At 64.9% G+C, this 20,478-nt stretch carries 15 protein-coding genes and 1 pseudogene; 6 read left to right on the top strand and 10 right to left on the bottom strand.

Annotated elements, in window-relative coordinates; all coding sequences use genetic code 11:
* Together ACSQ3E_RS26005 and ACSQ3E_RS26010 are read right to left on the bottom strand one after the other, a co-directional pair.
* Positions 1 to 199, bottom strand: a pseudogene (locus tag ACSQ3E_RS26005) (deoxyribose-phosphate aldolase); the annotation flags it as partial.
* A 222-nt stretch (positions 200 to 421) separates the two neighbouring features.
* On the bottom strand, positions 422 to 1,249 hold the full coding sequence (locus tag ACSQ3E_RS26010; RefSeq protein WP_436124870.1) for a ferredoxin--NADP reductase: 828 nt from the start codon (positions 1,247 to 1,249) through the stop codon (positions 422 to 424).
* A gap of 186 nt (positions 1,250 to 1,435) precedes the next feature.
* Between ACSQ3E_RS26010 and ACSQ3E_RS26015 the strand changes: the two genes are divergently transcribed.
* Both ACSQ3E_RS26015 and ACSQ3E_RS26020 read left to right on the top strand, forming a co-directional pair.
* Entirely contained in the window at positions 1,436 to 3,511 is a 2,076-nt protein-coding gene (locus ACSQ3E_RS26015) for a hydantoinase/oxoprolinase family protein (RefSeq protein WP_436124871.1), read from the top strand.
* Between the two features lie 178 nt (positions 3,512 to 3,689).
* Positions 3,690 to 5,423 carry a hydantoinase B/oxoprolinase family protein gene (locus ACSQ3E_RS26020; protein ID WP_436124872.1) on the top strand — a complete coding sequence of 578 codons (1,734 nt, stop codon included), beginning with the start codon at positions 3,690 to 3,692 and terminating at the stop codon, positions 5,421 to 5,423.
* A 182-nt stretch (positions 5,424 to 5,605) separates the two neighbouring features.
* On the opposite strand, the gene ACSQ3E_RS26025 is transcribed toward ACSQ3E_RS26020, so the two are convergent.
* The 6 genes from ACSQ3E_RS26025 to ACSQ3E_RS26050 all read right to left on the bottom strand — a co-directional run bounded on the left by ACSQ3E_RS26025 (position 5,606) and on the right by ACSQ3E_RS26050 (position 11,950).
* Positions 5,606 to 6,604 carry an ABC transporter ATP-binding protein gene (locus ACSQ3E_RS26025; RefSeq protein WP_436124873.1) on the bottom strand — a complete coding sequence of 333 codons (999 nt, stop codon included), beginning with the start codon at positions 6,602 to 6,604 and terminating at the stop codon, positions 5,606 to 5,608.
* Between the two features lie 69 nt (positions 6,605 to 6,673).
* Positions 6,674 to 7,738, bottom strand: a complete 1,065-nt coding sequence (locus ACSQ3E_RS26030) for a Gfo/Idh/MocA family protein (protein WP_436124874.1) — start codon at positions 7,736 to 7,738, stop codon at positions 6,674 to 6,676.
* Positions 7,735 to 8,574 carry a carbohydrate ABC transporter permease gene (locus ACSQ3E_RS26035; RefSeq protein WP_310327312.1) on the bottom strand — a complete coding sequence of 280 codons (840 nt, stop codon included), beginning with the start codon at positions 8,572 to 8,574 and terminating at the stop codon, positions 7,735 to 7,737. Before ACSQ3E_RS26035 ends, ACSQ3E_RS26030 begins: the two co-directional genes overlap by 4 nt.
* Positions 8,575 to 8,581: 7 nt before the next feature.
* Positions 8,582 to 9,523 carry a carbohydrate ABC transporter permease gene (locus ACSQ3E_RS26040; RefSeq protein ID WP_436124875.1) on the bottom strand — a complete coding sequence of 314 codons (942 nt, stop codon included), beginning with the start codon at positions 9,521 to 9,523 and terminating at the stop codon, positions 8,582 to 8,584.
* A gap of 217 nt (positions 9,524 to 9,740) precedes the next feature.
* Positions 9,741 to 11,000, bottom strand: a complete 1,260-nt coding sequence (locus ACSQ3E_RS26045) for an ABC transporter substrate-binding protein (protein ID WP_436124876.1) — start codon at positions 10,998 to 11,000, stop codon at positions 9,741 to 9,743.
* A gap of 35 nt (positions 11,001 to 11,035) precedes the next feature.
* A complete protein-coding gene (locus tag ACSQ3E_RS26050; RefSeq protein ID WP_436124877.1) occupies positions 11,036 to 11,950 on the bottom strand; it encodes an N-acetylmuramic acid 6-phosphate etherase in 915 nt (304 codons plus the stop codon).
* Positions 11,951 to 12,147: 197 nt separating this feature from the next.
* Here ACSQ3E_RS26050 and ACSQ3E_RS26055 point away from each other — a divergent pair, with 197 nt between their 5' ends.
* The 4 genes from ACSQ3E_RS26055 to nagA are packed head-to-tail and all read left to right on the top strand — an operon-like array spanning position 12,148 to position 15,989.
* Positions 12,148 to 13,029 carry a BadF/BadG/BcrA/BcrD ATPase family protein gene (locus ACSQ3E_RS26055; RefSeq protein WP_436124878.1) on the top strand — a complete coding sequence of 294 codons (882 nt, stop codon included), beginning with the start codon at positions 12,148 to 12,150 and terminating at the stop codon, positions 13,027 to 13,029.
* The gene (locus ACSQ3E_RS26060; RefSeq protein WP_436124879.1) at positions 13,022 to 13,810 is read left to right on the top strand and encodes a GntR family transcriptional regulator; all 789 of its coding nucleotides are present in this window, start codon (positions 13,022 to 13,024) and stop codon (positions 13,808 to 13,810) included. The genes ACSQ3E_RS26055 and ACSQ3E_RS26060 overlap by 8 nt, the downstream gene beginning before the upstream one ends.
* 14 nt (positions 13,811 to 13,824) lie before the next feature.
* Positions 13,825 to 14,835, top strand: coding sequence for an SIS domain-containing protein (locus tag ACSQ3E_RS26065; protein WP_310327605.1), 1,011 nt, complete (start codon positions 13,825 to 13,827; stop codon positions 14,833 to 14,835).
* Entirely contained in the window at positions 14,832 to 15,989 is a 1,158-nt protein-coding gene (nagA, locus tag ACSQ3E_RS26070; protein WP_436124880.1) for an N-acetylglucosamine-6-phosphate deacetylase, read from the top strand. The genes ACSQ3E_RS26065 and nagA overlap by 4 nt, the downstream gene beginning before the upstream one ends.
* A 278-nt stretch (positions 15,990 to 16,267) precedes the next feature.
* Here nagA and rpe read toward each other — a convergent pair whose 3' ends face one another.
* Together rpe and ACSQ3E_RS26080 are read right to left on the bottom strand one after the other, a co-directional pair.
* Complete coding sequence (gene rpe, locus ACSQ3E_RS26075; RefSeq protein WP_115729759.1) at positions 16,268 to 16,942, bottom strand: ribulose-phosphate 3-epimerase; 675 nt, start codon at positions 16,940 to 16,942, stop codon at positions 16,268 to 16,270.
* A gap of 247 nt (positions 16,943 to 17,189) precedes the next feature.
* Positions 17,190 to 20,468 carry a hypothetical protein gene (locus ACSQ3E_RS26080; RefSeq protein ID WP_436124881.1) on the bottom strand — a complete coding sequence of 1,093 codons (3,279 nt, stop codon included), beginning with the start codon at positions 20,466 to 20,468 and terminating at the stop codon, positions 17,190 to 17,192.
* Between the last annotated feature and the right edge of the window lie 10 nt (positions 20,469 to 20,478).

The following is a 20,478-nucleotide window of genomic DNA, read 5'->3' on the forward strand; positions in this document are numbered from 1 at the left end:
TTTTGGTCAGCGTGCCGACGCGCCGCTCCAGCGCCGAACGGTTGACGCTGCGCATCGATTCCAGAAAGCCAAGATCAAGCGCCATGCCGGGATTGCGCGCAATCGCGTGCGTGTCGGACGCATTCGCAGCCAAACGTGACGGCAAGGGGGTGACTGTGGCGGACGACGGATTCTCGGCTTCGCGCAGCTTGCCGCTCATGTGACTGCCTTTCCTCCGGACGCCTTGTTGTCGGCGCGACATCTCAGGAGCCGTCGACGAAAGCCAAAGCTTTCAGCACGGCACAAACAAGAATAGCCCGTGTAGCTATGCTCCACGAGTCCCCGGGGCGGAAGATAGACGAAAAATCGAAACGACGAAGCGTTATTTTGACCGGATGGTCAAAACGCCGGACCGCTTGGCGATCCGGCGCGAAGGGAAGCGTCAGCCGACGAAGGCGCGCTCGACGACGAAGGTGCCCGGCTCGTGCAGCGAGCCTTCGACGAAGCCGAGGCTCTCGGCCAGTTCCTTGACATCCTTCAGCATGTGCATCGAGCCGCAGATCATGATGCGGTCGGTTTCGGGATCGAGCTTGTCGATGCCGAGGTCGCTGAAGAACTTGCCCGACGAGATGAGCGCGGTGATGCGGCCCATGCGCTCGGATTCTTCGCGCGTCGTCGAATTGTAGAGCTTGACGCGGCCATGGGTCAGTTCGCCGATGAGCGGATCGCTTTCGAGATTGGCGACCAGCTCCTGGCCATAGGTCAGCTCGGCAACATCACGGCAGGTGTGGGTGAGGAAGACGTGCTCATAGCGCTCATAGGTGTCGGGGTCGCGCAGCAGGCTGGCGAAGGGCGCGATGCCGGTGCCGGTCGAGATCATGAACAGGCGCTTGCCCGGGGTCAGCGCATCGAGCACCAGCGTGCCGGTCGACTTCTGGCGCATCAAAACGGTGTCGCCGGGAACGATCTTCTGCAGCTCGGAGGTCAGCGGACCATCCGGCACCTTGATCGAAAAGAACTCGACTTCATCGTCCCAGGACGGGCTTGCCACCGAATAGGCGCGGTAGACCGGCTTTCCGGCATTGGGCAGGCCGATCATGACGAACTCGCCCGAACGGAAGCGCAGCGACTGCGGCCGGGTGATGCGGAAGGCAAAGAGGCGATCCGTGTAATGCTTCACCGAAACCACGGTTTCGGCGTAGACATTGGCAGGGATTGGGAACTGAAGCGGCTTGGCTTCGGCCGTCTTCAGCGCTGCTGCGGTGTTCATCGATCAAACCTCTCGCCCGGCGCGGCGACGTTTCCATACCCGGCGCGCAGCGGAAATACAGGCAAATAATGGGACCTTGTTCGGGTTATTAATTAGTATACAAATGATATCAGCGTCAAGATTGTGGCATAAAACGCCTTTCTAAACTGGCACAGGAACGTAGTCCGGGCTTTTCGGGATTAGTCCATGGACGAGAATATTCCCGCAGAGGCGGGAAATGTCGTGGCAGGCATCGATGTCGGAGGAACCTTCACCGACCTGCTGCTGATCGACGGCAGGGATGGCGGGACGGTCCGCATCGCCAAGACGCCGACGACTGTCGAAAACCAGGCCCATGGCGTGATCGCGGCGCTCGCGGCAACAGGCTTTCCCGTCGCCGACATCGACCTCATCGTGCATGGCACGACCACCACCACCAATGCAGTCCTGGAGCGCCGGCTGGCGAAGACCGGCATGATCACCACGCGCGGCTTCCGCGACGTGATCGAGCTCGGCAGGCGCACGCGGCCGCAGCCCTATGGCATGACCGGCGTGTTCGTGCCGGTCATCCCACGCGATCTCAGGCTCGAGGTCACCGAGCGCGTTGAAGCCTCGGGACGGGTGCGCGCACCGCTCGACGAGGACGAGGTGCGGCAGGCGGTCAGCCAGCTGGTCGCCGCCGGCTGCGAGGCGCTGGTCATCCATTTCCTGCATGCCTACGCCAATCCCGCGCATGAGCAGCGCGCCGCTGAGATCGCGGCAGAGACATGGCCGAACGGCCACATCACGACAGGCCACTCGCTGCTGTCGGAAGCGCGCGAGTTCGAGCGCGGGGTCACGGCCTCGGTCAACGCCGCGGTGCAGCCGATCCTCGAACGTTATGTCGGGCGGCTGCGCGACGAGCTTGGCCAGCGTGGCTATGGCCGCGACTTCCTGATCATGAACGGCAATGGCGGCATGATCTCGGCACGCTTCGTCACCCGCGAGGCGGCAAAGACAGTCATGTCGGGGCCTGCCTCGGGCGTCATCGCCGCCGCTTATACCGGCCGCCGCGCCGGCTTTGGGCATCTCGTCACCTACGACATGGGCGGCACTTCGACCGACGTCGCGCTTATCCTCGATGCCGAGCCTGCGGTCTCCAACGAGATCGAGATCGAGTATGCGATGCCGATCCATGTGCCGATGGTGGCGGTGCACACTGTCGGCGCCGGCGGCGGCTCGATCGCGCGCGTCGATGCCTCCGGGCTGGTCCAGGTCGGGCCGGAGAGCGCAGGCGCCAATCCCGGGCCGGTCTGCTATGGCCGTGGCGGCACCGAGCCGACGATCACCGACGCCAATCTGGTGCTCGGGCGGCTCGACCCGAAGAAGCTGCTCGCCGTCGACGCACCGGTGCCGGCCGAGGCCGTGCGCCGTATCTTCGAAGACAGGATCGGCAAGGCAACCGGGCTCGACGGCGTTTCGGCGGCGGGGGCGGTCCTTCGGCTCGGCAACATCAAGATGGCGGGCGCCATCCGCATGGTGTCGGTGTCGCGCGGACACGACCCGCGCGATTTCACGCTGTTTGCCTTTGGTGGCGCCGGCCCGCTGCATGCGTCCGCGCTCGCCCGCGAACTCGGCCTGCCCCGCGTGCTGGTGCCGGCGCGGCCCGGCATCACCAATGCGCTCGGCTGCGTCGTCGCCGATCTGCGCCACGACTTCGTCAACACGGTCAACCAGCCGGTGGCGCTGCTCGACGAGAAGCGGGCACGGGACATTCTCGCCGGGCATCGGGCGGCTGGCGAGGCGCTGATCGCCCAAGAGGCGGTGCGGCCCAAGAGCATCCGCGTCAGTCACTCCGCCGACATGCAGTTCGTCGGGCAGACGCACATCGTTAACGTGCCGCTGCCGTCGGCGGACGTCGACCGCGCTACGCTGCAGGGCCTGTTCGAAAAGGCCTATTTCGCCCGCTTCAAGGTCGAGCTGCCGGAGATCCGCGCCAATCTCGTCAACCTCAACACCTCGGTGACCGGCGCGCGGCCCGAGGTCGACCTCAGCCGCCTGATCGATCCGGCGGGGCGGGCAGCGACGCTGGCTGAAGCGTTGCGCGAGGTACGGCCGGTGTGGTTCGACGGCAGCTGGCACGACACGCCGGTCTATCTCAGGGAGAAGCTGCCGCTCGACGCCGTGATCGAAGGCCCGGCAATACTGGAGCAGATGGACGCCACGACCGTGCTGGAACCGGGCGACCGGGCACGATCAGACCGGGATGGGAATATCATCGTCGATTTGGGGGCACGCGCATGAGGCCCCCCTCTCCATCTCGCTTCGCTCGCCACCTCTCCCCCGCTCCGCGGGGGCGAGGAACCCAAGCTGGAAAGACGCCGGTGCCAAAGCTGCGATTCCTCTCCCCCGGGCAGGGGGAGCTGTGGTTTGCACAGCAAACCGCTGAGGGGGTGCTTCACGCCCGTTGCGAGGTCTCCCCATGACCCTCGACGCCATCACCCTTTCCGTCATCCAGGCGGCGCTGCAGCAGACCTGCGACGAGATGGACCTGACCTTCTCGCGCGCGGCGTTTTCGCCTGTCATCGCCGAGGCCAACGACCGTTCCGACGGCATCTACTCCGCCGTCGACGGGGCTCTGATCGCGCAAGGGTCGCAAGGGCTGCCGGTGTTCGTCGGCGTCATGCAGCATTCGACGAAAACGATCATCGAGATGATCGCCGACGGGCGCGTGCTGCCGCCCGAGCAAGGCGACATCTACGTCGTCAACGACCCCTATCTCGGCGGCACGCATCTGATGGACGTGCGTTTCGCCATGCCAGTGTGGCGCCAAGGCAAGATCTTCTGCTGGCTGTCGAACACCGGCCACTGGCCGGACATCGGGGGCGCTGTGCCCGGCGGCTTCTCCGCCTCGGCGACAGCCGTCGAGCAGGAAGGCCTGCGCCTGCCACCGGTCAAGCTGTTCAAGAAGGGGGTCATGGATCCCGAGATCTACGCCATTATCTGCTCGAACATCCGGGTTGCCGACCAGCGCATCGGCGACATCCGCGCCCAGGCAGCCGCACTCCATGTCGGTCAGGACAGGCTGTTCCAGATCGTCGATCGTTACGGCGATGAAACCGTTGTCGAGGCGATCGCCGAATTGCGCCGGCGCGCGGCGGAACAGATGCGAGCGCATATCGCCGCCCTGCCCGACGGCACCTATTCCTCCAAGGCGTTCGTCGATTCCGACGGCGTTGTCGACACGCCGCTGACCATCGCGCTGTCGGTCGAAAAGGCCGGCGACACGCTGACCTTCGACTTTTCCGGCTCGTCCGCACCCTGCGCCGGGCCGATGAACAGCGTGCTGGCGACGACACTGTCGTCGGTTTACCTCGCCATGCGCCATATTTTTCCCGACGTGCCGATCAGCGCCGGGGCTTTCGAACCCCTGATCGTCAAGCGGCCGGAAGGCACCTTCCTCGACGCGCGTTACCCTCGCCCGGTCTCAGGCTGCGCCGCCGAGGTGTCGCAGCGCATCGCCGAGGCCGTTTTCGCCGCGATGGTGCAGGCGGCACCCGACAAGGTGACGGCGGCACCCGCCGGGTCGAGCGGCAATTTCGCGCTCGGCGGTAACGATCCGGCACGCGGCCGCGACTATGTCATGTACCAGATCTCGGGCGGCGGCTATGGCGGCAATTCAGGTCATGACGGGCTGTCGAACGGCTGCTCGACCATCGGCATTTCGAAATCGCCGCCGGTCGAGATCATGGAGCAGGCCTATCCCGTGCTCTACCGCCAGTATGCCTTGCGCGAGGGATCGGGAGGTGCGGGCAAGCAGCGCGGCGGCTTCGGCCTCGCCTACGAGATCGAGCTGCTGCGCGGCGAGGCGCGCGCCTCCTTCGTCATGGACCACGGCCGCGTGGGGCCGCAAGGCGCGCTCGGCGGGCGGGATGGCAAGGTGAACACGGTCACGGTGTTTCGCGACGGCAAGGCGCATGTGCCGCCCCATCTGTCCAAGGAGCAGGACATCCCGCTGAAAGCTGGCGACCGCGTGTCGGTCGGCACACCAGGCGGCGGAGGGTATGGCAACCCGCTGGAGCGCGATGCCGAGCTGGTTCTGCGCGATGTCGGGCTCGGTTATTATTCGCGCGAGCAGGCGGCTGAAATGTTCGGGGTGGTGATTGGGGATGGTGGGGTGGAAGTCGCCGCGACGGAGCGGCTGAGGCGGCGATAGCCCCCTCTCCGGCTCGCTTCGCTCGCCACCTCTCCCCAACTGCGTGAGGGCGAGGAACCGAGTTCTGGCAGGTTGCGCCCTTCGAGATTAGCGTTTCCTCGCCCCCATGAAATGGGGGAGAAGTGGCAAGGCGAAGCCGCGACGGAGAGGGGGGAATAGCCGCCCTCCCCGCATCAATCCCCTCAGCCCAGGACCTTGCCATCTTCACCGAAGCGATAGGTGCGCGCCGCATCCGGCGTAGCATAGAGCGTGGCGCCGGGGCCGGTCTGGTATTCGCCGAACAGACGGATGGTAATCAGGCCGGCCTTCTCGGTCTCAAGGAAGACGTTGGTGTCGGCGCCGAGATGTTCGGCATGGATCACGGTGCCCTTCCAGGTGCCCTCGGTCTGGCTGACCGCGATGTGCTCGGGACGAACACCGATGGTCTTGGCCGTTTCGCCGAGGCGGGCGCCGTCGATGAAGTTCATCTTGGGCGAGCCGATGAAGCCGGCGACGAACAGGTTGGCCGGCTTGTTGTAGAGCTCCATCGGCGCACCGACTTGCTCGATGCGGCCGGCGTTCAGCACGACGATACGGTCGGCCAAAGTCATGGCCTCGACCTGGTCATGGGTGACGTAGACCATCGTCGCCTTGAGGCGGTTGTGCAGCTGGGCGATTTCGAGGCGCGTGTTGACTCGGAGTGCAGCGTCGAGGTTCGACAGCGGCTCATCGAACAGGAACAACTTGGGCTCACGCACCAAAGCGCGGCCGATGGCGACGCGCTGGCGCTGGCCGCCTGACAGTTCGGCCGGACGGCGCTTGAGGTAGGGCTCCAGCGACAGCATGGCCGACGAGGCAGCGATGCGCTTGTCGATCTCGGCCGCCGGCGTGCCAGCCTGCTTGAGGCCGAGCGCCATGTTGTCGCGCACCGTCAGATGCGGGTAGAGCGCGTAGGTCTGGAACACCATGGCGATGCCGCGCTTGGACGGCGGCGCGTTGGTGACCCTGTCGCCGTCGATCAGGACGTTGCCCGAGGACGCGTCCTCGAGGCCGGCGATGATGCGCAGCAGCGTCGACTTTCCGCAGCCCGACGGGCCGACGAACACGACGAACTCACCGTCCTTGACGTCGAGGTCGATGCCTTTCAGCACCTCGACCGGACCAAAGGACTTCTTGACGTTTTCGATCTTGAGAGATCCCACAGGCTATTCCTCTCGTTTTCCTGACGCATGATCCCGACGAAAAGCGCTGAGCTTTTCGGGGCCACGGCTCTAAAGCTTGACGGCGAGACCGGTGCGGACGCTTTCGTCCGCGGCAAGGCACACGCGCAGTGATTTGACGGCGTCATCCATGTGACGGGTAAGGTCGATGTCCTCTCGGATGGCCTTCAGCACGAAGGCCTGTTCGCGATCACACAGGCCCTGGTGGCCCGGCTCGTCCTTCATCGACAGGTCCTCGTCGGCATGGACGAAGGTGCCGTCGGCGCCGAGCTCGGCGCGATGGACGCGGATCATGCTGGTCTTGGTGTGGGAATCGACGTCGTCCGACTTGGTGGCCGCCTCGTTGACGACGATCGACACGCTGCCCTTGGGCGAAATGACGTCCTTCACGAAGAAGGCCGTCTCCGACATCATCGGGCCCCAGCCGGCTTCGTACCAGCCGACCGAACCGTCGGCGAACAGCACCTGCAGGTGGCCGTAATTGTACATGTCGGGCGCGATCTCGTCGGTCATGCGCAGGCCCATGCCACGCACCTCGATCGGGTTGGCGTCGGTGATCTGGCACATAACGTCGAGATAGTGCACGCCGCAGTCGACGATCGGCGAGGTCGTCTTCATGAGCTGCTTGTGGGTGTCCCACTTGTGCGCCGAGGACTGCTGGTTGAGGTTCATGCGGAACACGTAAGGACCGCCGAGCGCGCGGGCTTCGCCGATCAGGCGCATCCACGAGGGATGGTGACGCAGGATGTAGCCGATCACCAGCTTGCGGCCATTGGCCTTGGCGCAGGCGACGACGCGCTCGGCGTCGGCCACCGTGGTTGCCAGCGGCTTCTCCAGGAAGACGTGGCAGCCCATCTCCATTGCCATGACGGCATAGTCGGCATGGCTGTCGGAATAGGTGTTGATCGAGGCCACGTCGGGCCTGAGCTCGCGCAGCGCGCCTTCGAAAGAGCGCTGGATGCCGTAGCCTTCCATGCCCTCGGGTAGCGGCACGTCGGAGCGGTTGACCAGCGCCGCGATCTCGAAGCCTGGGTTGTTGTGATAGGCGAGCGCGTGGCTGCGGCCCATGTTGCCGAGGCCGGCAACGACGACGCGAAGAGGCTTTTCAGTGCTCACTTGACTGCTCCGGAAGTGATGCCGCGGATCAGCTGCCGCGAGAAGAAGAAGTAGAGGATCAGCACCGGCAGGATGGCGAGCGACAGTGCCGCCAGCACGGCGTTCCAGTTGGTGACGAACTGGCCGATGAACACCTGGGCGCCGAGAGTCACCGTCTTGGTCGCTTCGGACGGCGCCAGGATCAGCGGGAACCACAAATCGTTCCAGATCGGGATCATGGTGAAGACCGCGACCGTCGCCATCGCTGGGCGGACCAGCGGCAGGACGAGGCGGAAGAAGATGCGGTATTCCGAGAGACCGTCGATGCGGCCGGCATTCTTCAGATCGTCCGACACCTGCTTCATGAATTCGGACAGGATGAAGACGGCGAGCGGCAGGCCCTGCGCGGTGTAGACCAGGATCAGCGCGGTCAGCGTGTTGACCAGTCCCGACGCCACCATCAGCTGCAGGATCGCGACCGTTCCGAGGCGGATCGGGATCATGATGCCAAGCGCCAGGTAGAGGCCCATCATGGTGTTGCCCTTGAAACGGTACTCCGACAGCGCGAACGCCGCCATGGCACCGAACAGCAGCACGAAGAACAGCGAGGCGACGGTAACGATCAGGCTGTTCTGGAAGTAGAGGAAGAAGTCGCCCTGCGCCATCACGGTGGTGTAGCCGATCAGGTCGAAGGTCTCGGCAGTCGGCAGCGACAGCGGCGAACGGAAGATGGCGTTGCGCGACTTGAACGAGTTGACGACGATGACGATCACCGGAAACAGCGCGATCGCGGTGTAGGTCAGCAGCACCGCATGTGCGCCGATGGTGCGTGGCAGGGAAGTGGCAGCCTTGCTCATGACGCCCTCAGAACTGGTAGCGGCGCAGCCGCGTCTGGATAAGGAACAGGTACAGGCAGACACCGGCGAGGATGATGAAGAACATCATCGAGGCGATGGTCGCACCCATGTTCTTGTCGCCGATCTGCAGCTGGAAGCCGAAGAAGGTGCGGTAGAGGAACGTACCCAGGATGTCGGTGGCATAGTTCGGGCCGGCCAACGCGCCCTGTGCCGAATAGATCAGGTCGAAGGCGTTGAAATTGCCGACGAAGGTGAGGATCGAGATGATGCCGATGGATGGCAGGATCAGCGGCAGCTGGATTTTCCAGAACTGCGAGAAACCGGTGACACCGTCGCATTCGGCAGCCTCGATGACCTCGTCGGGGATCGACAGCATGGCGGCGTAGATCAGCATCATCGGGATGCCGACGAACTGCCAGACAGAGATCAGGCTGAGCGTGGTCAACGCGTATTCTTCCTTGCCGAGCCAGGGCACGAACAGGCTCTTCAGGCCGACGAGGTCGAGCAGGTTGGGCGCGACGCCCCAGAGCGGGCTCAGGATCAGCTTCCAGGCAAAGCCGACAATGACGAAGGACAGGATCGTCGGGATGAAGATCGCCGTGCGGTAGAAGGCCGAGAAGCGCAGCTTGGGGCTCGACAGCAGGGCCGCCAGGATGACGCCGATCGGGTTCTGCACCAGCATGTGGATGATGAAGAACCAGGTGTTGTTGCCGAGCGCGTTCCAGAACGAGGCCGACCAGCGCGGATCGCCGAACAGGGTGCGGAAATTGTCGAAGCCTGCGAACACCTGGGCGTTATCGACGTTGCGGAACAACGACAGCTGCAAGGTGCCGAACAGCGGCAAGATCATCACCGCGGTGTAGACCAGCAGCGCGGGAGCCAGGAATACGGCGATATGCCAGCGCGTCGGTCTTCTGTCTTGGCTATGCTCTAGGCTTTGCTGCGACATGTCAAAATCCCTGGGTCCGGCCGCGAGGGGCCGTTGTTCATCATAGCGAGGATGGACCTCTGCGGGCTTCCCGCCAATGGCCGTCGGAAGCAGTAGCGCATCTTTGTGCGCCAGCATTCAACCCCTCTAGCCGATTCCGCGAGGTTCGAATTCGCCGAGGGGATGGAGAGCGCCGCGCGTGCGGCGCCCTCCAAGCGAGCATCAAGCCCGCCGCATCTTACTTAGCCGGCTTGTACCAGCTGTCGAGGCCCTTCTGCAGTTCGGCAGAAGCAGCTTCCGGGGTCTCGGTACCGTTGATGACGTTGGCCGACTTGACCCAGGTTTCGTTCTCGAGGTTCGGCGTGCCGCGCGACAGGACCTGATAAGTCGAGCGGATCGTCGGCTTGCACTTCTCGCGCCAGGAAACGAATTCCTGGGCCAGCGGATCTTCCATCTTCACGGCAGCCGAGTTCAGGCTGAAGAAGCCCGGCAGCGCGTTGGCGTAGATGGTCGCGAATTCAGGCGAAGCCACCCAGGTCAGGAAGGTCTTGGCGGCATCGGCGTTCGCGCTCTTCGGATTGAGGCCAATGCCGATGTCGTTGTGGTCGGAGATGTAGCAGGTGTCGCCAGCCTTCTGGACCGGCGGCGGGAAGGCACCCATCTTGAACTGGGCCTGGGTGTTGAAGGTCGAAATCTCCCACGAGCCGGCCGGATAGATGGCGGCGCGGCCGAGCGTGAACAGGTTCTGGCTGTCCGGATAGGTCTGGGCCTCGAAACCGTCGCCGAGATAAGGCTTCCACTTGGCCAGCGTCGCGTAAGGCGCAACCCAGTCGGCATCGGTCAGCTTCTGCTCGCCCTTGATCAGCGCCAGACGGCCTTCTTCGCCCTTCCAGTAGTTCGGGCCGATGTTCTGGTAGCCCATGGTCGCGGCTTCCCAGAGATCCTTGGTGCCCATCGCCATCGGGATGAACGTGCCGTCAGCCTTGATCTTCTCGAGCGCTGCGAAGAACTCTTCCTCGGTCGCCGGCACGGCAATGCCGAGCTTCTCGAAGGCGTCCTTGTTGTAGATGAAGCCGTGGATGACCGACGCCATCGGCACGCAGAACGAGGCCTTGCCGTCGTCGGTCTGCCAGGCGGACTTGGCGACGTCGGAGAAGTTCTCCATGCCCTTCAGCGAGGTCAGGTCGGCGAGGTGCCCCTTCTTGAACAGTTCGAGCGATGCGTCGAACGGACGGCAGGTGATCAGGTCACCGGCCGAGCCTGCGTCGAGCTTGGCGTTGAGGGCGGCGTTGTACTCGGTCGGAGCCGACGGCGAGAAGGTGACCTTGATGCCCGGATTTGCCTTCTCGAAGGCCGGGATCAGCTTGTCCTGCCAGATGGCGAGGTCGTCATTGCGCCAGCTTTCGATCGTCAGCGTCTTGTCCTGGGCGAGCGCGATCCCGGCGGAGCCGAGAATGCTGGACGCCATCAGAAGTCCAGTAAGCAACCTGTTCGTCATTTCATTTCTCCCTGTTTGTACTTTCTCTCGGGCCTCTACTGATGAGAGCCTCTGCTCCCCTCGAGCTTCGAAAGTGCGGACCTGAGCCGTTGGTCCGCCCCTTCAAGAAGTTGGTTTGCCGCTTCCGGGCTCGACGCGCCGGAAGCCAAAAGGATGGCGAGCTTGACCGAACCGCCGCTCTTTTCGAGCAGGGCCTGGGCAGTTGCCGTGTCGCAGCCTGAAATGGCCGAAACGATCCGCGCGGCACGTTCGTGCAGCTTGATGTTGTCGGCGTGCAGATTGACCATGTAGCCGTCATGGACGTGGCCGAGATGGATGGCGGCCAGCGTCGACATCATGTTGAGCGCGATCTTCTGCGCCGTGCCGGCACCCATGCGGGTCGAGCCGGCAACCACTTCCGGCGGCGTCGCCAGCAGCACGGAAACATCGGCGATATCGAACATAGGTGCGCCGGCGTTGTTGGCGAACGCGATGGTCGCTGCACCGCGGCGGCGTGCCTCTTCGAGCGCACTCATTGCATAAGGCGTCGAACCGCTGGCCGAAATGGCGACAAGGCAATCGCCCGCTTTCAGGCCGGTCGCGGCAACGTCGCTGGCGGCAAGGTCGACATCGTCCTCAGGACCGCCGGCGAGATTGACCAGCGCCTCGCGGCCGCCGGCAAGGAGGATGAACACCCGCTCGCGCGGGATGCCGAAGGTGCCGGGCAGCTCGAGCGCATCGGCCAGCGCCATCAGGCCGGAGCTTCCGGCGGCGGCGTAAACGAGGCGACCACCGCCTGCTAGGCAGGCAGCAACCTTTTCGGCAGCCTGGGCAATGGCTGGGATGGCTGAGTGGACAGCACGCGCAGCTTCGATCTGCGCATCGGCAAGCAGGCGAAGAACGGAATCGGGAGCCTGGGCATCAATGCCCCCGGCATCCTTGTGCACCGCTTCTGTACGCCTTGGCGCCATTCTGTCTCTCCCTTTCATCGACAATACCAAAAAAATACCACTTGTCCAGCGCCGTTAACAAATTCCTTTGCTGCAGCGCAAGGCAATTCAAAAACTCCATAAAATTCAACCAAATGGACATCTGGTTTCGCTGTCCGGAATTTAACACTTGGCTATTGGTATTTTATTGGTATTATCAAGCCCGAGGAGAAAACACCGTGGATCTTGTGCTCGGGATAGATGGTGGCGGCACTGGCTGCCGGGCCGCTCTGGCCAATGCAAGCGGCGATATCATCGGCCGCGGGCGTGGCGGGCCTGCCAATATCCGCACCGACCTTGCCGGTGCGTGCAACAACATCGTCGAGGCCGCCCGCCAGGCATTCGTGGATGCAGGCCAGGACCTGGCATCAATCGCTAGTGTCGACGCAGTGCTCGGGCTCGCCGGCGCCAATGTCGGCGACTACAAGCAGCGGCTCGAAGCCATGCTGCCGTTTCGAAACAGCTCCGTTGAGAACGACTCTTTGATTTCGCTCGAGGGCGCGCTCGGCGACCATGACGGCGCGATCGCGGCACTCGGCACCGGCACAGTCTATCTCGGCCGCAGGCTCGGCCAGTTCCAGCCCCTGGGCGGCTGGGGCTTCCAGATCGGCGACCTCGGCAGCGGCGCGCGCATCGGCCGCGACCTCTTGCAGGAGACCCTGCTGGTCTACGACAGGATCCATGCCGGCTCGGCGCTGACCGACATCATGCTCGAGCGCTTCAACGGCGACCCCAGCGACATCGTCGAATTCACCACCAACGCCAAACCAGGCGACTACGGCCAGTTCGCACCGATGGTGTTCGAGCATGCCGCCAAAGGCGACGCCATCGGGCAGAAGCTGGTCGACCGCGCCGTTGGCGACGTCGAGGAAACGCTTGCCGTCTTCGATCTCGCACCAACGGAGCGGCTCTGCCTGCTCGGCGGGCTCGCTGGCCTCTATGCGCCGCTGCTGTCGAAGCGCTACCAAGCGATCATGCACCCGCCGCTGCAGGACGCGTTGGGTGGTGCTGTGCAGATGGCGGTGAAGAAATTCGGCAAGGCGGGAGGCGGCCATGGATGATGCCGCTGAACGCATTTTCGCCGCCCTGCGCGACGTCAGCCAGTCTGGTGCGCCGCTCTATCTCCAGCTCAAGAAGAACATCGAGGAAGCGGTCAAGCGCGGCCTGATCGGCCCGGGCGATGCCCTGCCCTCGGAGCGCGACATCGCCGCCCAGGCCGACATTTCGCGCGTCACGGTGCGCAAGGCTGTGCAGGATCTGGTCAAGTCGGGCGTGCTGGTGCAGCGCCATGGCTCGGGCACCTTCGTTGCCCCGCGCATGGAGCGCGTCGAGCAGTCGCTGTCGCGGCTGACCTCGTTCACCGAAGACATGGCGCGGCGCGGCATGGCGGCGCGTTCGCAATGGCTCGACCGCGGCATCTACACCGCCTCGCCCGACGAGATGATGGTGCTCGGCCTCTCCGCCAGCGAGCTGGTGTCCAGGCTCAGCCGCCTGCGCATCGCCGACGAGACGCCGCTTGCCATCGAGCGCGCAACAATTTCTGCTTCCGTGCTGCCAGACCCTCACGAAGTGACATCTTCGCTCTATATGGCTCTTGGCAAGACCGGCCATCGCCCGGTGCGAGCCGTGCAGCGCATCTCGGCCGTCAATCTCGGCGAGCCCGAGGCACAGTTGCTCGCCGTGCCGGTCGGCTCGGCCTGCCTGCAGATCGAGCGCATTTCATACCTTGCCAGTGGCAAGGTGATCGAGTTCACCAAGTCGATCTATCGCGGCGACGCCTACGACTTCGTCGCGGAACTGAGATTGCCCGGCCCGGATGGGCAAGAAGGAGAAGGTACTTGAACGCGACTACCCATATGCGGCGCGAAATCGCCGAAATCCCCGAAGCGACCGCCCGCCTGCTGGAAGGCTCGGCCAAGGAACTGGCCGAGACCGGCCTGCACCTCAAGCGCGCCCAGCCCCGTTTCGTCACGACGGTCGCCCGCGGCTCCTCCGACCACGCCGCCTCCTTCCTCAAATATGCGATCGAGCTCAATGCCGGCCTGCCGGTGGCCTCCATCGGCCCGTCGATCTCGTCGATCTACGGCGCCAGGCTGAAGCTCGCCGATTCCGCCTGCCTCGCCATTTCGCAGTCGGGCAAGAGCCCGGACATCGTCGCCATGGCCGAGGGCGCCCGCGCCGGCGGCGCGCTGACCATCGCGCTGACCAACACAGCCGGCTCGCCGCTGGCCGAGGCGTCCGATCACGCCATCGACATCCGCGCCGGCGTCGAGAAGAGCGTCGCCGCCACCAAGACCTTCGTCAATTCGGCGGTCGCAGGCCTCGCCGTGCTTGCCCACTGGACCGGCGACGACAAGCTGCTCGCAGCTCTCGACGCGCTGCCCGAGCACTTCGCCAAGGCTGTCGACTGCGACTGGATGGGCATTGCCGGCGAACTGACCGAAGGCAACTCGCTGTTCATCCTCGGCCGTGGCCCGTCCTTCGCTATCGCCAACGAGGCGGCGCTGAAGTTCAAGGAAACTTGTGCCATGCACGCTGAGTCCTACAGCGCGGCGGAAGTGATGCACGGCCCGCTGGCGCTGGTGCGCCCCGGTTTCCCGGTGCTGGCACTCGCCGCCCGCGACGCCTCCGAGCCGTCGATCGCCCAGGCCGCCGACGGCCTCGCCGACCGCGGTGCCGCGATCCACATCACCTCGTCGCTGGCCAAGAAGGCCAAGGTGCTGGAGCATGTCGCCACCGGCCACCCGCTCACCGATCCGCTGATGCTGATCGCCTCGTTCTACGGTTTCGTCGAGGCTTTCGCCCGCCATCGCGGCCTCAACCCCGACGCCCCGCCGAACCTGCGCAAAGTGACCGAAACGATATGAGCGACCGTCTTGCCATAGCAGCCGGGCGCATCTTCGACGGTGACGCCTGGCACCAGGATGCCGCCCTGCTGGTGGCGGACGGTGTCATCGAGGGCATCGTCGCGCGCCGCGACATTCCTGCCGGCGTGACGATGACGGAGGCGGGCGCCATGCTCGTCCCCGGCTTCATCGACCTGCAGGTCAATGGCGGCGGCGGGCTGATGCTCAACGACAAGCCCGACGTCGACACGCTGGAGGTCGTCTGCAAGGCGCAGATGGCCTTCGGCACGACGGCGGTGTTGCCGACGCTGATCACCGACACGCGCGAGATCACCCGCTCGACGATCGCCGCCGGCGCGGAAGCCGCCAAGCGCAAGATACCTGGCTTCCTCGGCCTGCACCTCGAGGGCCCGCATCTGTCGCTCAGCCGCAAGGGCGCGCACGATCCGCAATTGATCCGTCCGATGGACGCCGACGACGAAGCGGCGCTGATCGCTTCCCGGCCGACGATGCCGGTGCTACTCACCACCGTCGCGCCGGAATCGGTCAAGGCCGAGCAGGTCAAGCTGCTCGCGGACGCCGGTATCGTCGTCAGCCTCGGCCACACCGACACCAGCTACCGCACGGCCAAGGACTATGCCGAGGCGGGCGCCACCATGGCGACGCACCTGTTCAACGCCATGAGCCAGATCGGCAACCGCGAGCCGGGCCTCGTCGGCGCCGCGGTCGACACCGGCACCTTGTGGGCCGGCCTGATCGCAGACGGCATCCATGTCGACCCGGCGGCGATGCACATCGCGCTCAAGGCCAAGAACGGCCCTGCCCGCATCTTCCTCGTCAGCGACGCAATGGCGACCATCGGCACCGACCTCAAGTCGTTCCAGCTCAACGGCCGGACGATCAAACGCGAGAACGGCCGCCTGACGCTGGAGAACGGCACGCTCGCCGGCGCCGATCTCGACATGATCTCGGCGGTGCGCTTCATGCACGAAAAGATGGACTACACGCTCGACGAAGCCATCCGCATGGCCTCGCTCTATCCGGCAGAAGCGGTCAAGCAGGACCATCGCCTCGGTCGGCTCGCCAAGGGCTTTGCGGCGAATGCCGTGCAGCTGACCGACGGGCTCGACGTGTCTGGCACCTGGATCGACGGCAAGAAGGTGTTTTCAGCCTAATCAGCGAGGGGGGGCAGTCTCGGCTGGCCCCCTCACCGTCACGGCTCCGCCGTGCCACCTCTCTCCCACTTTGTGGGGTCGCAGAACCCGACCTGATCCAACGTTGGAGCCGCCCCTCACCCGCCTGCCGGCACCTTCTCCCCGCAATAACGGGGAGAAGGGACAAGCGGCTACGTTGACGCCCCCTCTCCCCGTTCTTCACGGGGAGAGGGTAAGGGTGAGGGGCAGCGCAAAGGCCTCAGCTTAGGAGCTGTTTCGAACGGAAAGGCGGTCTGTCCTCAGATCGCAGCCTTGTCCGCAGCCGCCCGGATCGCCTCGATGTTCGCGGCGTAGGCCGCAGGCCCGCCCTTGAACACGGCGTTGCCGGCGACGAGCACGTTGGCGCCGGCGGCGGTGACCAGCGGCGCCGTCTCGGGAGTGACGCCGCCGTCGATCTCGATATCGATCGGGCGGTTGCCGATCATCGCCTTGACGCGCTTGACCTTGTCGATGACAGCCGGGATGAAGGCTTGGCCGCCGAAGCCCGGGTTGACGGTCATCAGCAGCACTAGGTCGAGGCGGTCGAGCACGTATTCGATGACCGATTCCGGAGTCGACGGGTTGAGCGACACGCCGGCCTTCTTGCCGAGATTGCGGATCGTCTGCAGCGAGCGGTCGAGATGCGGGCCGGCCTCTGCATGGACCGTGATGATGTCGCAGCCTGCGTCGGCGAAGGCCGCCAGATATGGATCGGTCGGCGCAATCATCAGATGGCAGTCAAACACCTTGTCGGTGCGATTGCGGATCGCCTTGATGACCGGCGGGCCGAAGGTAATGTTGGGGACGAAATGGCCGTCCATGACGTCGAGATGGATCCAGTCGGCGCCGGCGGCGACGATGGCCTCGACCTCCTCGCCGAGCTTGGAGAAGTCGGACGACAGCACCGAGGGCGCAATCAGGGTCTTGTTGCTCACGTTCAGGCCTTTCGAAAGGGGCAGAGCCGGTTTTCCGGACTGCCTAATGGCAGCGGCTGCCCTTGTCGAGCCGAGAATCCCGCCACATCGCCGCTCGGGGCAATTCCGGAACAGGTGTTACCGCGGTTTCCGCCCGGAATTGCAGAAAAGCAGAACGGTTCCGCAACTCGAAGAACGGCGAACCCCTCGGGCCTGAAAAGCAGAACCCCGCCGGCCAGGCCGGCGGGGTTCCATGCGTTCGCTCCGATCACTGCGGAATGATGTTGTTGTTGCTGGGCCGCTGAGGCTGCTGCTGCCTCTGTGGGATCAGGCCGCGGAACACATCCGGGTTGATCGGCATGATCTCGAGCGTCGGACGCTGGCGCGGACGGCAGTTTGGATACTTGCCGACCGTGCCGCGCGGGCATTCACGCTCGATTGTCATGCACTGGCCGTTGACCAGCACCTCGCCACGGCGGCAGACGGTGTCCTGACGGTCAGGCACGCAGCGGCCACGCACCAGCGACGTGCCTTCGGGGCACTGCACCGTCGGTGCCTTGCGGCAGGCGCCCCTGATCAGCTCCGTGCCACGCGGGCAAATGCAGCGCCCGTCCTTGGTCCGGATCTGGCCCGGCAGCAGCGTGCACTGACGCTGAGGCGGCACATCCTTGACGCAACGGCCGTTCCTCAGCTCGGTGCCGCGTGGACAGATGCAACGTCCGTCCTGCGTCCGGATCTGACCGGGCAGCAGCGTGCACTGACGCACCGGCGGCACATCCTTGACGCAGCGGCCGTTTCTCAGCTCGGTGCCACGCGGGCAGATGCAGCTTCCGTCCTGCGTCCGGATCTGGCCGGGCAGCAGTGTGCACTGCCGTTGCGGCGGCTGCTCCGGCCGCACGCACTTGCCGTTCTTGAGGTCCGTACCACGCGGGCAGATGCAGCGCCCGTCCTCGGTGCGGATCTGGCCCGGCAACAGGCGGCATTGCGGCTTGACCGGCGGAACCGGCGTCACCGTGCCGCCATCCTGGACGCACTGGCCATTACGGAACGTCGTACCGTTGGGGCAGACGCAGCGGCCTGCCTGGTTGAGCACGAAGCCTTCCGAGCACTGCTGCTTTTCCTCATGGTCGATCAGGAAGCGGTGGCAGGCATAAGGGCTGCCGCCAAGACCGCCCGGAACAGCGGTTCCACCGGCCAGATCAAGCCCACGAACAGGCGTGTCGGGCGGAAGCACGGCAACGCAGTTCTGGGCCGGCACCGGCCGAGGCAGATTGGCGAGACGGCCGTCGTCGGGGATCACCACCGTCACCCTGTGGACGCGGCTTTCGCCGGCCCCGAGGCTGATGTTGGCGACGCAGGACAGCGGCAGCGTCGCCGGTTCCGGCGAGCAGCCGAACGGCGGTTCGATCGAGCTGATCGCAACGCCATCCAGCCTGCCGAGCCCATCCACGCCGATCGCATCGCCGATGCGGACCGAGCCATTGAAGGGACCGGTGCCACTGTTGGTGATGGTGATATCGAACGTGCAGGGCTGGCCGGTCCGGCACAGCCGGTCGCCGGTCTTCTGGACGCTCAGCTTCGGCCGTCCCGGATGCGGGATGCGCATGTCAGCACAGGCCTTGTTGTTGGCCAGCACCGTCTCACCGGGAATCGCCCGCACTTCGCCGCAGTTGCGGATCGTGTCGGACTGGTAGTCCGCCGGCACGATGGCAACCACGGAAAGCGGCACCGACGCGCCCGGCACCAGCGCCACGCCCGGATGATCGCAGCGGAACTGGCCGGGACCGGCCGGACCGCAGGCCCAGGGCGGGCTCGGGCCGAAGGTCGAGGACGACGGCGCTCCCGTGGGATAGTCGTCGATCACGGTCAGCGGGCCAACATAGTTTTGGGTACCGTTGTTGTAGACACGGATCAGGAAGCTGCAGACGCCATCGGCGCTGCAGGACACCGAACGCGGGTTCTTGGTGATGCGCAGGTCCACCTTCTTTTCGACAGGCGGACGGCAATCGGGATCGCCGCGCTTGCAGATCGGAATTGTGGCGCACGCCTTGTCGTTGTCGGTACGGCCAAACACTTCGGGCTTTTCGCTCGCAGTGTAGTCATACTCGGCACAGTTGCGGATGAAGCGCGCCTCCCAGCCGGGTCCGGGCTTGAAGCCGATCTTGAGTTCGACAAACTCGCCGGGATTAAGCGTGGTCGCAGGATGCTCGCAGCTCATCGGGCTGGTTGCCGGCAGACAGGTCCAGGGCGGATTGGGCCCGGAATCTATCGTCGCGTTGCCGGGCAAGGTCACCTCGTCGAGCACAATCTTGCCGTTGTAGGGGCCGTCGCCGACATTGGTGACGCGGATGGTGAAGTTGCAGCCGCCAAGCACCGTGCAGCGGGCCACGTCGGCACGCTTCTCGACCTTGATGTCGGGCTGCTTCTCTGGCGGACACCTGAGATCGGGCGGAATGACGATGTCGACGGTCTGGGTGCAGCACAGGCCGACGCCCTCTTCCGGACCAGCATAGGTCTCGATACCGGTGACGATCAGATGCACGACGTCGCCGGGGCCGGCGCCCTCGATCTCCCAGTGCAGCACGCCACCACCAGGCGGAACGAGTTGCAGCGGCGGATCGATGGTGATGCCGGGCGTGGTGGTGCGAAGCTGCACCCAGCGGCCGGCCATCTCGGGCCCGACAGGCATGTTGTAGATGTAGGCGCCGCCGCCGGGCACACAGTCGACATCGCCCGTCTCGACCTTGAAGCACGGCCCGTCACCACCCGGAGGCGGGGGCGGAGGCGGCTCGCAGTCGGTGACGTCGATGCGGATCGAAGTTTTCTCTCCGGTGCGGAAATCGCCGTCGTCAGGCTTGGACGGATCGTGCGAGGGGATCTCGATCGAGCCGGGGCCTGCCGACAGCTTGACGAAGCCCTGGTTGTCGACGACCGCGGGCGCCGGGAAGGCGGCGTGGTCGATCAGGGCGGTGATGCGGATATCGATGTAGCGCTCGTTGGGTGCGCCGACCCCGTCGAGATCGGTCGCCGACAGCCGGAAGTCGGATATCGTGGCCGTGTCGTTGGGGTTTGCCGTGGTGCCTATGGCAGCTGCCGGCAGCGGACCACCGACAGCATCGGTGCCATCACCGGAGGCCTGGACGTTGACGATGGTCAGTCCAGCTGCGACCTGGTCGCGGAAGTCCATCCGCAACGTCTTGAGGCCGTTGGTGAAGGCCGGATCGAAGAACTTTTCCGGATTGCCGCGGGCACCGAAGCGCAAGTTATAGACGACATAGTCGCAATTGCGCTGGACGCCCTTCTTGGTGAAGAACGGCACGACGTCGTCGTGGCCGGGATGCGGTATGACGCGGTCGAGCCTGAGTTCAGGCACGACCTCGGGCAGTGGCTGGGCCGCTGCTGGCGACAGGGGCATGGCGGCGAGCGCGATACCTGCCGCCACCAGCCAGCGCGCGCCGCGCCTGGCAAATGACAGGGGTTTCATGATCGTCTCCATGACGGTTGGGTTGCTCTGCGTGGCGAGCGGGACGGGAGCGTGAGTGTTCATCTCTCCCTCC

The sequence above is a fragment of the Aminobacter sp. LjRoot7 genome (genome assembly GCF_964252895.1).
Taxonomy (GTDB): domain Bacteria; phylum Pseudomonadota; class Alphaproteobacteria; order Rhizobiales; family Rhizobiaceae; genus Aminobacter; species Aminobacter aminovorans_B.